Raw genomic sequence first — 15,069 nt, 5'->3', positions numbered from 1 at the left:
AGAGTCTAACATCTTGGCTCTAATGAAGTGGTCTTTTCTTGATCATTCCACCTTTCGTGTCTTTGATCGGGTATTGGATTACAAAAGCCGATGGATCGATTTTATTGACCTCACTGAGTAGGCGTGTCACTTCCAATCGTGTAATGACACAAAATAGCACTTTCCGGTCTGGAAGCTCTTGAGCTTTGGCTCCATAGCCACCATCTGATTTCAAAACCGTGACCCCTCGTCCCAAGTCGAAAGAAATCATCTGCTTGATATCTTCATTGTGCGGAGACATGATCATCACGCCCAAGTATTCTTCCACTCCATTGATGATGAAATCGACGGTTTTGGAAGCGGAGAAATAGGTCAGCATGGAATACATGGCTGTTTCGATATCTACAAAAATTGCTGCGACGATAAAAAGGCAAACGTTGAAAACAGTGATAAAATCACCCACTGTCAAACTGGATTTGCGGCTGACTGAGATGGCCAAGACTTCTGTACCATCGATCACAGCACCTCCCCGGATCGCAAAACCAATTCCCGAACCCAGAAAAAAACCTCCAAAAACTGCAATCAATAGTTTGTCAGCCGTGATGGCAGGTACTTCGATATAGTGTACGAGTAGAGCAAGGCCAAAAATGGCCAAGGTACTTTTGATTGCGAAAGGAACGGAAACCTGCTTGGCACCCAGAAGTATGAACGGAATATTCACCATGATAATCAAGAGAGACAAGTTGACCGGAGTCAGCATCTCCAATAGTAGTGACATACCCATCGCACCTCCATCAAAGAAGCCATTGGGAAGCAAAAAACCTTTAAGTCCGATGCTGGCCATGACTACTCCTATTGCTATAAACAAGGCATCTTTGAGCTGTCTGTAGAGACTGTCTTTTTTTAAAAGGCGACTTTCTGGAGCAGGATGTGTGGTCTTCAACATGCCTCGAAAATACATGAAAAAATGACAAGAAAACCAGTCAACAGTATAGGTTAATGATTTGGGACTTATCAATTAATCCCGATGATTGATGATAATATTCTCCATAAAAAGATATTTTATTGACTTATTTTTAAATAACATCGATAATTTTTGAATTAGTGTAAGATTGATTTTATATTATAAATCGACTTATATCAGACTTTTATGAAAATAGAAGGGTACAATGCCTCCGACCATTATGATGAAATGTTTACCGAGACAGGAGTCATTCGTCAGCATTACGAAGAATTTTCGCAGGGGCTGAAAAAAATTGCGCTGAAAAAAATGAATCATCTGCAGTTTTCAGCCAATCAAACCCAGAAGGCAATGGGGATGACCTTCAATGTCTATCATGACAATCAAGGTTTGGAGAAGATCTTGCATCTAGATATCATTCCCCGGATCATTCCCAATGAGGAATGGCTTCATCTCGAATCTGGCTTGAAGCAGCGAACCTACGCACTTAACCTGTTTCTTCAGGATATCTATAATGATCGGAAGATTTTAAAAGACGGGATTGTCCCAGAGGAATTGATTTTGGGAAGCAAGGACTATCTCAAACCCTGCGTAGGGCTGACACCTCCTAAGGGCATCTGGTGCCATATCACAGGTACTGATTTGGTCAAAAACAAAGACGGTGAATACTATATCCTCGAGGATAATCTACGCTGTCCTTCGGGTGTATCCTACATGCTGGAGAGTCGGGAAATTATCAAAAGGGCTTATCCGGATATTTTCAACCAGAAAGGTATTCGTCCAGTGTCGGATTATCCTGCTAAGCTTCTTAGAATGCTCCAGCATCTTTCCAATAAGGCCAAACCGGTCGTAGGAGTATTGACACCGGGAATCTACAATTCGGCCTATTACGAGCATTCCTATCTTGCATTGCAGATGGGAGTGGAACTGGTGAATGGTGTAGATCTGATCGTGGAGGACAAAAAAGTCTACATGCAGACTACGAAAGGGCTGGAGCAGATAGATGTTTTGTACCGCAGGATTGATGATGTGTTTTTAGACCCGAGGACTTTTAGGCCTGATTCTATGCTTGGAGTTCCGGGTATTTTTGAAGCTTATAAAGCTGGCAATGTGGCTTTGGCCAATGCACCTGGCACTGGAGTGGCGGACGACAAAGCCGTCTATGCCTATGTGCCAAAGATTATCAAATACTATCTAGGAGAGGATCCGATTCTCAACAATGTCCCTACCTATCTCTGTAGAGAAGAAAAAGACCGCAAGTATGTCTTGGATCATATTCACGAGTTGGTCGTCAAGGAGACAAATGCCGCAGGTGGATATGGGATGCTGATCGGTCCCAAAGCAAGCTCGGAAGAGCATGCAAAGTTCAAAGAACTGATCAAGGCCAATCCTACCAATTACATAGCGCAGCCGACATTGTCGCTTTCCACGGTGCCTTCTCTGACCGAAGAGGGTGTACAGGCACGGCATGTGGATTTGAGACCTTATATCCTGTATGGGAATGAAATAGAAGTGATTCCGGGAGCACTCACTCGGGTGGCTTTGAAGAAAGGCTCCTTGGTGGTGAATAGCTCTCAGGGAGGAGGAAGTAAGGATACATGGGTGTTGTACAATTAATCAAATGAAATGTTAAGTAGAGTAGCAAACCATATTTATTGGCTGGGGAGATATCTAGAGCGTGCTGAAAATTATGCCCGGTTTATCGATGTCAATTTCAACCTCATGCAAGATTTGCCGGTGGATCTTAAAGAACAGTGGCAACCTCTCGTAGCTGCCACGGGCGATTGGGAACTCTTCACGGCACACTACCAGGAATTTGGGAAAAATGAAGTATTGTATTTTTTGGCTTTTGATCCTCAAAACCCTAATTCCATGCTTTCCTCTGTGATGAGAGCTCGGGAAAATGCCCGAATTATCCGAGAGAATCTAAGTAAAGAGACTTGGGAAAAAGCCAATGAACTCTACTACATGATGCTCGAGGGTAAGGATAAGAAAATCTGGAAAAAATCAGATCCAAGGTATTTTTTCGAACGGATCAAAAATCAGATTTTGCTCATCTATGGGATCGCGGATAATAGCGTAGCACGGGTAGAAGGCTGGTATTTTCGACAGTTGGGGCAGTTTTTGGAGCGGGCCGACAAGACTTCCCGTATTCTCGATGTCAAGTATCATATCCTACTCCCGTCGGGTATGGACGTGGGCACTCCCTTGGACTTTCTTCACTGGATGGCTTTGCTGAAGTCTGTGACAGGCTTCAATACGTATAGAAGAGTCTATGGCACCATAGACCCTTCCAATGTGGTGGAGTTTTTGGTGCTCAATCGTTACTTTCCAAGGTCTATTTATTTCTGTCTCAAAGAGGCTGAGTCCTGCTTGCATCATATCTCTGGCAATTTGGACGGAGGATTTAAAAATCCAGCTGAAAAAGCGATGGGAGAGCTCCGGTCCCGATTGGAGTTTGCAGATGTGATGGATATCATAGGTTTTGGTCTCCATGAGTATCTGGACAATCTGCAAATAAAACTGAATAATCTGTCAGATTTGATCGACAGTACTTACTTTCGACTTCGGGACAATTTCTCCTCACAAACTCAGGATCAATAATGACATTTTGCCTAGGCATCAAAACCAAACAGGGTTTGGTGGGCCTTTCAGATACGAGAATCACCTCTGGCAATGAGACCACTTCTTCCAAAAAGGTCTTTACCGTCAATCGGGAAAAGCATTCTTTTTTTATCATGACCAGCGGTCTTCGGTCAGTGCGGGACAAAGCGATTACCTATTTTTCTGAGGTGATCGAGAAGCAAGATGAGTCATTCACCAAATTGTTTCATGCGGTCAATGAGTTTGGCAATCAAGTCAAAAACGTAGCCAAGGAAGATAAGGCGTATTTGGAGGAATCAGGACTGCACTTCAATCTTTTCTCAATAATCGGTGGCCAGCTGGAGCAGGATTCTGAGCCGAGGCTTTATTTGCTTTATCCACAAGGTAATTGGATAGAGATCAACCGCGGGACTCCTTTTGTCATCATTGGGAATACAGGTTTTGGCAATCCGGTGCTCAAGCGATCGCTTCGCTATGAAGATTCGCTGGAATATGCACTGAGATGCGCATTTTTGGCATTTGATGCCACGAGGATCTCCGCCAATGATGTGGACTTTCCCATAGATACTGTCGTGCTTCAAAATGATGCTTATAAGACTTTTGAAAAACGATTTGAGCAGAAAGAGCTGGAACACATCTCTACCTTTTGGAACAATCGCCTCAAAAATGCCATCGCCAAGCTCCCTGCCGAGGTACTAAACTCTGCCTTGGGCGTGGAGACGCTTCTCAGTGAAGAAAAGGAAATCTGATCATGCTCATACAGGTCAGACATCTGAGTGAGTATCGCTATACGAGTCCGGTAGGACTGGGTGTGCACCGTTTGTTTTTGGTGCCTCAGCAGAGACCTTATTTCAGGATAGAGCATCAGCAGGTATCCATTTATCCCCACCCGACCGACTCTAATTTCCGTCAGGACTTAGCAGGAAACTGGTACCAGCAGGCCTGGTTCAGTGGTGAGACGGCGGAGTTGAAAATCCAGACAGAGTGGATTTTTAGATTGAATTCCTTTAATCCATTTGGTTTTATTTTGGATAAGAGCTTTGAAGACTCGGCATGGAACTCAGACTTCCCTTTGTTCAATTACCAAGATTTGAATAGCTTTTTAATTCCATTTTTAGAAAAAGATCCTCAAATAGATTTTCAAGAGTTTATAGTACCACTCGTCCGTGAGTCAGAAGGACTGGTGGATTTTCTAGTCAAATTGACTCAGCAGATTTATCAAAACTGGCAGCATCAGATTCGTCACGAACAGAATATTTGGCCTGCTAGAGATACTTTTGAGAAAAAGACTGGCTCCTGTAGGGATTTGGCCCACATGCAGCTTGAGATGCTGAGAAGTATGGGCTTGGCGGCCCGCTTTGTGTCTGGCTATGCTTTTAATCCAGACATGGGAGAAGGCCACGAATTGCATGCTTGGCTTGAAGTGTATTTGCCGGGTGCCGGCTGGGTAGGGTTGGATCCTTCTTTGGGCTTGCTGACCGACCATCGCTACATTCCGTTGGGTATGCATGCAGATCCTAATCTCACAATGCCTGTTCAGGGAGATTATTTCGGAACCGCTCAGTCTAGCCTACAGGCAGAAGTGAAAATTAAATTGATTCGCCCTTAATCCTCGGCAACCACTCCATTTTCTGGCATTTCAAAAAATGCCTTATCCAAAGGCTCCTCCTGAAGCAGTACGTCTCCAAAACTTACCTGATAGCGGATAGATCCGGTAGAATCCCCTTCTAGTGTATATCCTGTTAAAATCCTTGGGAAAACCAAACCTCCTGCATCTCTGTAATCTTCATACTTGAGGGCATTAAATGAATCATTTTCAGGATTGAAATAGGTGACTTTGTACAGAAGCCACTCTAATCTCTGTGTCTCAGGGTGGATGAGTAGATAGTAGATGTCATCCGGGCTATCGCCTGTACCGCTTTCGAAACTTGCCTGCAGGGTTTCATAAGATATCCCATTGAGAGTTCGGTTGGCTACTTTTTCTACCTGCACTCCCGGATCGGTGAAGATGTAGGGGATGCCGAAAAAATAGAAGTACAAATTGTGGTAGAACCGAACTGATCTGCCAGAATATGCTTCTCGATTAGGGCTGACCCACAGTTTTTCTCCGTCATTGCCGATTTGAAATGATTCCGCATCGATTCTGTTTTTTCGACTTTTCAGGTCGATAAAATGATTCTCTTGCGTCTTATTGGTCTCATGAAACAGAGTGAAGGAAAAGCTCTCAGCATCAATCCATTTTTCCCAATCTCCATGGGCAGTCAGTACTTTTTCGAAATCAGGATCAAGCTCCGGGGTTTGTTTTTCTGGAGAGGAGCAACTGAAAAGGATCACAGCTAAAAGAAGGGGGAGGATTCTGGAACGCATACTATGGAGTTTAAAGACTCCAATATACTCTCTAAGTCGAATTTTGTGAATTGATCGGGGACTTAATTTGCCCACCGCTGGAATAATTATTCTTAGAATTAGTCTGAATTAATCGAATCTCTATTAATTTTGACCAAATCCAAATAAACTCATCAATGTCACAGAACTCATCACTTTGGAAAAAAATAAGATCAGCCTTCAGGGAAGTTCACCTATGGGCCGGATTGATTTCAGGATTAGTTGTGATCGCCGTCTGTTTGAGCGGAACGATCTACGTCTATAATTCTGAAATCCGGGAATGGGCTAGTTCTGAGAAGTTTTTTATTGAAGAAGCTGGTCAGGCTTTGCCTTTGGATGAGGTGAAAAATAAAGTGGAGGGTCAGCTAGGTGGTCAAATCACCTCTGTCTTTGTCATGGATGATGGAGACAGAACTTTGCAAATAGGACATCTCAAGGAAGGTGAAAAAGGAAGAGGTACCACCTACTATGTCAACCCCTATACAGCTGAGATCATCGGAGACAATTCTGAAAAGACAGCAGCTGACGAGTTTATGGGCTATATGTTTTCGCTCCATAGATGGCTTTTGATCGACAAGATTGAGGAGCCTATTTTAGAAAGCATGGGCAATCGTGATTTGGGCAGATTGATCAATGGGATCGCTACTTCTTTGTTTTTGTTGGGTGTGATCACAGGGATTGTTGTTTGGGTGCCTCAAAAAGCTAAGAGCTGGAGACAGGGGCTCAAGATCAAATGGAATGCAAATTGGAAGCGTGTCAACCACGACTTGCACAATACACTCGCTTTTTATTCTCTCTTTATTCTTTTTGTAATGGCTGCGACAGGACTTTTCTGGTCGTTTGAGTGGTACAGAGAGGGATGGCAGAAAACCTGGGACACCTATAGCCCACCACGCGATGGCGGGGGAAGAGGTCAACGAGGTGGAGGCCCAAGTGAAGAGCAGGAAGCGAAAGAGTCCATACCTGTGCTAGATTTTTCTTTGGATCAAGCATTGGCGAAGGTGAATGAAACCTTGGACTATGATGGAAATGTGAGGATTTCACTGCCTTCCAGTGGAGATGATGAAATCTCAGCTACCAAGTATCAGACTGGATTCTTTGCAAGATCTGGATCGGATCAGGTGACTTTGGATCAGGCTAGTTTGGAAGTGAACAAGACGACCTTATTTACCGATATGAGTTTTCGTCAGCAGGTAGGCAGATCGGTGAAAAGTCTCCATACAGGGGAGATTTTCGGTCCATTTACCAAGTTTTTGTGGTTTTTAGGGTGCTTAATAGCTACCTCTCTTCCGATTACTGGTACATTGATCTGGCTGAATAAGAAGAAAAAGAAACCGTCCAGAAACCGCCGCAATGCCAAGCAAAAAGTAGCTCAGGCAGCATAAACTTTCGACTGGTTGGTTGATTTCTGAATTTTTAAGCAAAATTTAAGGAGGAATTGCTGGATTGCATGTTCCTAAATCTGAATTTTGTTTGATGCGAATTCTCGTAGTAGAAGATGAACCTGGGATTTCCAATTTTCTCAAGCAGGGATTGGAGGAAGAAGGCTTTGTAGTCGATCTAGCCGAGCAGGGTAGAGCTGGCTTGGAGCTGGCTCTGTCTGGCGTGTATGATCTACTGTTGTTGGATTGGATGTTGCCGGGCTTGAGTGGCGTGGAGTTGTTGCGGCAGTTTCGAAAGGAAAACACTACTACTCCTGCTATTTTTTTGACAGCCAAAGATACCGTCGATGAGACTATTTTTGGATTGCAGGCGGGAGCCAATGATTACATCAAAAAGCCCTTCCATTTCGAAGAGCTGTTGGAGCGGGTCAAAGTCCAGCTGAGAACCAGAAAAATAGGGGAGGAAGAATTGTCCTTGGGGCCGATCCGTTTGCTGCCGTCGAGCTTTCAGGTGTATCATGGTGAGATGGAAATCAACCTTACCCAAAAGGAATTTGCTCTGCTAGAATATTTGATTCGCCACAAAAACAAAGTTTGCAGCAGAACCAAAATCATTGAAAGTGTGTGGGATATTCATTTTGAATACAATACTGGCGTGATCGATGTTTTTATCAATTCTCTGCGAAAAAAACTTCATCTCAACAAGGAGGAAGATTACATCCAAACAGTACGTGGAGTGGGATATATGGCAAGAGAACTATGAAAAATAGTTACAAACAACAGATCGCTCTTCGTCTCACGGCCGTCACGGCTTTGATTATTTTGGTGGTATTTGGGATTATCTATGCCGTAGTTCAGGTGACGGTGGTTTCCTCCATCGACCGTGAGTTGCAGTTGGAGACAGACAAGCATAAAAGTCAGATTTTCATTGTGGACGGAGAGATTCGTTTTTCCCACAAGGATGAGTGGCAGGAGCAGGAGCATACCCAGCTTCAGCTCAATCCGATTTTTATTGAAATCGTAGACTTGACGGGAGAAAGCATGGATCGCTCTCCTAATTTGCGGGAAAATCATCTTAGTTTTTTTCCTGAAAGAGCTGGAAGTGGAGAAGCCTGGGTACACCGGTCCGGCTCCAGTGAGATGAGGCAGATGCAGATTCCCTTGATGAATGGCTCTCAAAAAGAAGGCTATCTATTGGTGGCAAAATCGTACGAAGATATCAGTGTACTATTGACGAACTTAAGAAATGTACTGCTGATCTTGTATCCGGGTATTTTGATTTCTGTCTTTTTGGTGATGAGATATCATGCCGACAGAAGTATAGAACCCATCCGTTCTATTATCAAGAAAGCCAATCAGATCACTCAAAACAATCTCAATGAGCGAATTCCGCTGATCAAGCCCAACGATGAAATAGGCCAACTTTCTATTGCGATCAATAAACTACTCGATCGTTTGGAAAGTGCCCTGAAGAGGGAAAAGCAATTTACTTCGGATGCATCCCATGAGTTGAGAACGCCCTTGGCTGTACTTAGAGGCACCTTGGAAGTGCTGATCCGTAAGCCGAGAAGTCAGGAAGAGTATGTCCAAAAAATCCAGACAGCACTGCAATCGATCGATAAAATGACAGCCATTACAGATCAATTGTTGGCTCTGGCAAGAGCTGAGCTGGGTAAAATGACAGATTTGGAAGAGTGTGAGTTGAATACTTTCTGTCAGGAATATGCCGATGAAAAAGCTGAGCAAAGTGGTAGGCGCATCATCTGGGAGTCTGAATTTGAATCTCCAGTTTTTATCCAAACGAATGAAAAAGCGCTGCGGCTTATCCTTAATAATCTGACAGATAATGCCCTGAAATATTCTGAAAATAACACGCCAGTATTGGTGAAGCTATGCCCCGGAGTGTTGGGAATGGAATTGAAAGTGGTAGATCAGGGTGTAGGAATCTCCGAGGAAAATCGTGAGAGGATTTTTGATCCATTTTTTAGAGAAAAAGAGGAAAACGTGGAGGCAAGGCCAGGAACAGGCCTGGGATTGGCTATTGTGAAAAAAGTGGCAACTGAAATGGACCTTCAAATCAAAGTGACCAGCCAAAAAAATCAGGGATCGACCTTTGCCATCATTTTTCCAGCCGCACTTCAATCTTAAGCAAATCTTAAGTTTTTCCTAAGAGCATCCTAAGGGACCTGATTGATCTTTGTGATACAATTTGTATCCGATGCTAGACTCAATTATTCGATGGAGTATTTCCAATAAGCTACTTATTGGGGTTTTTATTTTGATCTGGATAGGCTTTGGGATTTATGCCCTGAGCAATATCCCGATAGGAGCAGTACCTGATGTGACAAACAATCAGGTGCAGGTCATCACTACCTCCCGCAATCTTGCCACGGAGGATGTCGAGAAGTACCTAACCTATCCGGTGGAGCTGGAGATGGCCAATCTACCAGGGGTAAAGGAAATCCGATCTGTTTCCAAATTTGGTCTGTCTGTAGTCACGATTGTTTTTGAGGATGATTTGGGAACGTACTTGCCTCGACAGCTGATTGCAGAAAGGCTGAAAATAGCCGAAGAAAGTATTCCGGCAGGTTTTGGCAAACCATTTATGGGGCCGATTTCTACGGGTTTGGGAGAGATTTACCAATACGTCATAGATGTCAAGCCGGGCTACGAGGATCAGTATAGCATTACAGATCTACGAACTATTCAGGATTGGGTAGTTCGCAGACAATTGGCCGGTATTCCGGGAGTGATTGAAGTCAATACCTGGGGAGGCTATCTCAAGCAATACGAGGTCGCCATCAATCCGGAGCGATTGAGAGCGATGGGGGTCAGTTTGCATCAGATTTTTGGAGCCTTGGAACAAAACAACTCGATCGCAGGTGGCAGCTATATGGAAAAGACCAACGAAAGCTTTTTTATCCGCGGAGAAGGATTAGTCGAAAGCCTAGAGGATATAGGTTCGATAGTGGTGGAGCAAAGAAATGGCGCTCCCATATATGTTCGGGATATTGCCACAGTCCAATTTGGCCATGCCAATAGGTTTGGTGCCATCACCGCCAATGGGGAAGGGGAAAAAGTATTGGGACAGATCATGATGCTCAAAGGGGCAGACTCCAAAAGAACCATCGATCTGGTCAAAGAGCGGATTGTTGAAATGGAAACCTCACTCCCAGAAGGAATCTATATCAACGGCTTTTTGGATCGCTCAGACCTGATCGGTAGGACGACCTTTACGATTGCCGAAAACCTCATATTAGGTTGTCTGATCGTCGTATTTGTAGTAGTGCTTTTGTTGGGCAATTTCCGATCCGGCTTGGTGGTGGCTTCGGTGATTCCTTTGAGTTTACTTTTCGCGCTTTCTCTCATGTATATCTTTGGTGTAGATGCCAATCTGATGAGTATGGGAGCGATTGATTTTGGGATTATCATCGATGGAGCTGTGATCATCGTCGAGTATATCGCTTTCAAATTCACCCAATCTTCAGGTCTCTTGGCTGGAATGACTCCTGCCGAAAAGAGCTCGAAAAAGGATGAGATTTCATTGGAAGGTTCATCCAAAATGATGCACTCGGCCATTTTTGGCCAGATCATTATCATCATTGTTTTTATTCCCATTTTGTCTCTTTCGGGAGTGGAAGGGAAGATGTTTCGTCCGATGGCTGAGGTCTTTAGTTTTGCTCTCATAGGTGCGATGATTTTGGGCTTGACTTATGTGCCCGTAGCCTCCGCTTTGTTTTTGAAATCCACAGAGCAAGGTCCCAAAAATATATCTGTGCGCATCATCCGCAGCCTTACCAAAGTGTATGATCCCACGATCCGATTGGCTTTGGATCATGGAAAAGTTGTTTTGGCTTTTGCAGGAGCCATGCTACTAGGCGCTGTATTGTTATTCAGTACGATGGGATCCGAATTTGTCCCGACACTGGATGAGGGAGATTTTGTAATTCAGCCTGTGCTCAAGACGGGCACTACGCTGACTCAGACTGTGGAAGTGGTCTCCGAAATGGAGAGGATTCTGATGGAATTTCCGGAAGTAGATCAGGTAGTGACGCGGATCGGAGCAGCCGAGATCCCGACAGACCCAATGTCCATGGAGGAGAGCGATGTCATAGTCACTCTGCACCCGCCTTCCGAATGGACTACAGTAGAGACCAAAGATGAATTGGCAGAAAAGTTTAAAGAAGCTCTAGAAGCTATTCCCGGATTGGATTATGAATTTACTCAGCCGATAGAGATGCGCTTCAATGAGTTGATTACAGGTGTAAGGGCGGATCTTGCCATCAAAGTATTTGGAGAAGATCTGGATGTCCTACTGGCTACAGCAGAGGAGATCGAGTCTGCGATCCAGGGTGTAGATGGAGCTGCTGATATTATTTTGGAAAAAGTAGATGGTCTTCCCCAGATGAAAATCGAGTATGATCGGGTGAAAATAGCCAAGTATGGATTGAATATTTCCGATCTGAATGAAGTGGTGACAATGGGTTTTGCCGGTATGTCAGCAGGAACAGTCTTCGAAGGAGAGAAACAATTTGACTTGGTGCTCAGGTTTGAAGAGCTTTTCAGAAAAGATATCTCACATCTGGAAAATGCATCAATCCAATTACCTGAAGGTGGGTTTGTTCCATTGTCCGAACTCGCCAAAATCACCTATACCAAAGGACCCGCCAAGATATCCCGGGACGACACCCAGAGAAGAATCGTGATCGGCGTCAATGTCCGAAACCGAGATTTGCAGTCAGTAGTAGATGATATTCAGGAAATAATCCGGACCAAAGTCACAATCCCTGAAGGCTATAGAGTAGACTATGGCGGACAATTTGAAAATCTTCAGCAGGCGAGATCCCGCTTGCTCATCGCTGTACCGATAGCTCTGATTCTCATTTTCATCCTCCTTTATTTTGCATTTTCTTCAGCAAAGGATGCGATCATGATTTATTCTGCCATCCCACTGTCAGCGATAGGTGGAGTGTTTTTGCTTTGGGTACGTGATATGCCCTTCAGTATTTCTGCTGGTGTGGGATTTATCGCCTTGTTTGGAATAGCCGTATTGAATGGCATCGTGCTGATCGAGCATTTCAAATCCATGGAAAACCGATTTGACTCGCTTCGGGATTTGGTGATTACCGGTGCCAAAGAACGCCTGAGACCTGTGCTGTTGACTGCCTCGGCTGCTGCATTAGGATTTTTACCCATGGCAGTTTCTGGATCGGCAGGTGCTGAGGTACAGCGGCCTTTGGCTACAGTAGTAGTAGGAGGTTTGCTTTCAGCTACCATCCTGACTTTAGTAGTACTTCCTGTTTTATATAGTATGTTCAATTCCAAAAAATCTTTTGGCAAATCCATACCAAAACTTGGACTGTTGCTGCTGTTTTTGACTGTTGCAGGAATTCAAGACCTAGCAGCTCAAAATCCTGTTCCTCTAAGTCTCGATTCTGCTTTGAGTCTGGCTCGCAGTCAAAATCTAGATCTACAGGCTGAAAAATTGGCTAGTGAAAGCGCAGAGGCATATTCTAAGTCAGGTTGGGAGCTAGACAAAACCAATGTCTACTATGCCGAAGATCAAAATGATATCGCTGAAAACGGATTTTACAATCGCAAATGGGGTATCCAGCAGCGCTTTGACTTTCCTTCCCTTTATGGAGCTAAAAACAAATTGTATCAGGCCAGAGCAGAAAAATCCTATGCTCAATTGGCCATGAAGCAATTGACGGTAGAAAAAGCCGTGAGCCTTCACTACGTAGAGGCGATTTATTGGAAGGAATCAGAAAGAAATTATATCTTTTTGGACAGTCTGTACGGGGAATTTTCCCGGGCAGCAAATCGGAAATTTGAACTGGGCGAGAGCAACCTTCTGGAAAAGTTGACGGCTGATTCCAAGCAAAAAGAGTTGGCATTGCAGCGAAATGAGGCTGCTCAAAAGCTTGCCGCAGCAAAAGCTCAGCTAAAGAGTCTTCTTCGTCTTGAAGGTGACTTGCTCTTGCCCGATTCGTTTCCAGATTTACAAGTTCCTGAGACAGTCGCATCTCATCCCGGACTGCAGTGGTATGCCGCGGGGATAGAAGAGGCGACTTATGAAGTTCAATCCGAAAAGCGATCCATGCTACCCGATATCACGATTGATGTCTTTAGAGGTACCAATCCAGAGCCGGGAGCTAAAGCCTACCCTGGCTTTCAGGCAGGACTTGGGATTCCTCTTTTCTTTGGCAGTCAAAAGGCAAAGGTGAAAGCAGGTCAACTGAAAGAAGAGCAGATCGCTCTCGAAGCTGCTGCCTACTCACTGAAGCTGGATACAGAAAGGGAAATGTTGCTGACTTCTCTGGCACAAAACAAGAGAGTGATCGACTACTACGAATCTGAAGGAGAGACGCTTTCTCGGCAGCTTCAAAATCAAGCCAATCAATCCTTTAAAAATGGAGAAATAGATTTTCTGCAATTCGTCCAACTGCTAGAAAATGCACGGACGATCCGACTCCAATACCTACAAAGTAAGCTGGACAACCAGCGATCCATTCTAGAGCTAACTTATTTGACATTCTGATGCATACCCGATCTTTCACTATTACAGTCATAGCATTATCGCTGACCTTCTACTCCTGCGGTTCTCAATCCGGGCAGGAAGAATCCATTCAAGTGTCTGAGAAAAATTCAGATCCAGGTACGCTTTTTCTTTCCCAGAAGCAATTTGAAACGATGAAGATGACCTGGGGTAGCCTTGCAAGACAAGAATTTTCTGAAGAGCTGGCATTGCAGGGAGCTGTGAAAATCCCAGTAGAAGGCATGCAGGAGATTACCCCGTTTTATGGAGGCTATGTGTCAGGGCTCAGCTTAATAGAGGGGCAGGAAGTCAGAAAAGGGCAAGTTTTGTTTTATTTGGAAAGTCCCGAATTTGTCAAGCTTCAGCAGGACTACTTGGAAGCGGCCAGTCAATTGGACTATCTGAAAGCTGAATATGAGCGTCAGAAGACCCTTTTTGCGGAGCAAATCTCTGCGGAGAAAAATTATCTCAAAGCCAATTCAGACTATCAGGCAACACTTGCCAAAGCTGCGGCATTGAGGCAGCAGTTGAAAATGATACAGATCAATGTAGATCAGCTGAGTCCAGAAAGTATCCGCTCAAAAGTGCCCGTGGTATCGCCCATCAATGGCTTTGTGCAGGAGGTTTTTGTAGTCCCTGGAGCTTATTTGGCTGCTTCCGGCAAAGCAATGTCGCTTCTCAACAAAGAACACCTGCATATCGAATTGATAGTTTTCGAAAAAGATGCATCCAAAATGAAAGTAGGACAAGCCGTCAAGATCAATTTTCCGGATCAACCAGGCAAAGTCATGGATGCTGAAATCCACGTGATCGGTCAGGCGATAGATGCACAGCGTCAGCTTAATGTCCATGCAGATATGGTGGACAAAGTAGCAGAAAGTTCCTTGGTACCTGGGATGTACTTGGAGGCAAGAGTTCAGCTCGAACCCATCGAGGGTTTTGCACTTCCAGAAACGGCCGTGGGTGAGGAGAATGGAAAAAACTATATTCTTGTTTTGGTGTCAGAAGAGAATGGTGGCTTTGCCCTGAAAAAGGTGGAAGTAGATACTGGAGAAGTACAGCATGGACTGGTGCACGTCAAGCCACATTCGGAAATAGGACCTGATCAAAAAATCTTGACCAAAGGGATTTTTAATCTGCTTTAAGTTCACACGACAGGAAACCTCAATAGAGTTGATGTTAGCCGGACAGTTTTTCTAGGAGCTTAGTTGATCCCTCTG

Annotated in this window: 11 protein-coding genes; 9 read left to right on the top strand and 2 right to left on the bottom strand. The window is 44.3% G+C overall.

Features of this window, described 5'->3' with window-relative positions; all coding sequences use genetic code 11:
• Positions 1–19: 19 nt before the first annotated feature.
• Positions 20–925 (bottom strand): YitT family protein, encoded by a 906-nt coding sequence (locus tag G460_RS0106400; protein WP_026954579.1) that lies wholly within the window; start codon positions 923–925, stop codon positions 20–22.
• A gap of 204 nt (positions 926–1,129) precedes the next feature.
• Between G460_RS0106400 and G460_RS0106395 the strand changes: the two genes are divergently transcribed.
• The 4 genes from G460_RS0106395 to G460_RS0106380 are packed head-to-tail and all read left to right on the top strand — an operon-like array spanning position 1,130 to position 5,153.
• On the top strand, positions 1,130–2,557 hold the full coding sequence (locus tag G460_RS0106395) for a circularly permuted type 2 ATP-grasp protein (protein WP_026954578.1): 1,428 nt from the start codon (positions 1,130–1,132) through the stop codon (positions 2,555–2,557).
• Between the two features lie 9 nt (positions 2,558–2,566).
• Positions 2,567–3,544, top strand: coding sequence for an alpha-E domain-containing protein (locus tag G460_RS0106390; RefSeq protein ID WP_026954577.1), 978 nt, complete (start codon positions 2,567–2,569; stop codon positions 3,542–3,544).
• A complete protein-coding gene (locus G460_RS0106385; protein WP_026954576.1) occupies positions 3,544–4,293 on the top strand; it encodes a proteasome-type protease in 750 nt (249 codons plus the stop codon). Before G460_RS0106390 ends, G460_RS0106385 begins: the two co-directional genes overlap by 1 nt.
• Before the next feature lie 2 nt (positions 4,294–4,295).
• A complete protein-coding gene (locus G460_RS0106380) occupies positions 4,296–5,153 on the top strand; it encodes a transglutaminase family protein (RefSeq protein WP_026954575.1) in 858 nt (285 codons plus the stop codon).
• On the opposite strand, the gene G460_RS0106375 is transcribed toward G460_RS0106380, so the two are convergent.
• Entirely contained in the window at positions 5,150–5,911 is a 762-nt protein-coding gene (locus G460_RS0106375; RefSeq protein WP_026954574.1) for a DUF6503 family protein, read from the bottom strand. The two genes, G460_RS0106380 and G460_RS0106375, sit on opposite strands and share 4 nt — an antisense overlap.
• A 155-nt stretch (positions 5,912–6,066) precedes the next feature.
• Here G460_RS0106375 and G460_RS0106370 point away from each other — a divergent pair, with 155 nt between their 5' ends.
• The 5 genes from G460_RS0106370 to G460_RS0106350 all read left to right on the top strand — a co-directional run bounded on the left by G460_RS0106370 (position 6,067) and on the right by G460_RS0106350 (position 14,994).
• Positions 6,067–7,314, top strand: a complete 1,248-nt coding sequence (locus G460_RS0106370) for a PepSY-associated TM helix domain-containing protein (protein WP_026954573.1) — start codon at positions 6,067–6,069, stop codon at positions 7,312–7,314.
• Positions 7,315–7,405: 91 nt separating this feature from the next.
• Positions 7,406–8,074: a response regulator transcription factor gene (locus tag G460_RS0106365; RefSeq protein ID WP_026954572.1), complete on the top strand. Its 669-nt coding sequence runs from the start codon at positions 7,406–7,408 to the stop codon at positions 8,072–8,074.
• Entirely contained in the window at positions 8,071–9,459 is a 1,389-nt protein-coding gene (locus G460_RS0106360) for a sensor histidine kinase (protein WP_026954571.1), read from the top strand. Before G460_RS0106365 ends, G460_RS0106360 begins: the two co-directional genes overlap by 4 nt.
• A 70-nt stretch (positions 9,460–9,529) precedes the next feature.
• Positions 9,530–13,852, top strand: coding sequence for a CusA/CzcA family heavy metal efflux RND transporter (locus G460_RS0106355; protein ID WP_026954570.1), 4,323 nt, complete (start codon positions 9,530–9,532; stop codon positions 13,850–13,852).
• Positions 13,852–14,994: an efflux RND transporter periplasmic adaptor subunit gene (locus tag G460_RS0106350; RefSeq protein ID WP_035464057.1), complete on the top strand. Its 1,143-nt coding sequence runs from the start codon at positions 13,852–13,854 to the stop codon at positions 14,992–14,994. Before G460_RS0106355 ends, G460_RS0106350 begins: the two co-directional genes overlap by 1 nt.
• Positions 14,995–15,069 lie beyond the last annotated feature (75 nt).

The sequence above is a fragment of the Algoriphagus vanfongensis DSM 17529 genome (assembly GCF_000429465.1).
Taxonomy (GTDB): domain Bacteria; phylum Bacteroidota; class Bacteroidia; order Cytophagales; family Cyclobacteriaceae; genus Algoriphagus; species Algoriphagus vanfongensis.
Note: the sequence above shows the minus strand (reverse complement) of the source record. Positions and strands in the feature narration are given on the sequence as shown.

Coding starts and splice junctions, on each gene's coding strand:
- G460_RS0106400 (WP_026954579.1), bottom strand. CDS start 925: ATGTTGAAGACCACACATCCTGCTCCAGAAAGTCGCCTTTTAAAAAAA.
- G460_RS0106395 (WP_026954578.1), top strand. CDS start 1,130: ATGAAAATAGAAGGGTACAATGCCTCCGACCATTATGATGAAATGTTT.
- G460_RS0106390 (WP_026954577.1), top strand. CDS start 2,567: ATGTTAAGTAGAGTAGCAAACCATATTTATTGGCTGGGGAGATATCTA.
- G460_RS0106385 (WP_026954576.1), top strand. CDS start 3,544: ATGACATTTTGCCTAGGCATCAAAACCAAACAGGGTTTGGTGGGCCTT.
- G460_RS0106380 (WP_026954575.1), top strand. CDS start 4,296: ATGCTCATACAGGTCAGACATCTGAGTGAGTATCGCTATACGAGTCCG.
- G460_RS0106375 (WP_026954574.1), bottom strand. CDS start 5,911: ATGCGTTCCAGAATCCTCCCCCTTCTTTTAGCTGTGATCCTTTTCAGT.
- G460_RS0106370 (WP_026954573.1), top strand. CDS start 6,067: ATGTCACAGAACTCATCACTTTGGAAAAAAATAAGATCAGCCTTCAGG.
- G460_RS0106365 (WP_026954572.1), top strand. CDS start 7,406: ATGCGAATTCTCGTAGTAGAAGATGAACCTGGGATTTCCAATTTTCTC.
- G460_RS0106360 (WP_026954571.1), top strand. CDS start 8,071: ATGAAAAATAGTTACAAACAACAGATCGCTCTTCGTCTCACGGCCGTC.
- G460_RS0106355 (WP_026954570.1), top strand. CDS start 9,530: ATGCTAGACTCAATTATTCGATGGAGTATTTCCAATAAGCTACTTATT.
- G460_RS0106350 (WP_035464057.1), top strand. CDS start 13,852: ATGCATACCCGATCTTTCACTATTACAGTCATAGCATTATCGCTGACC.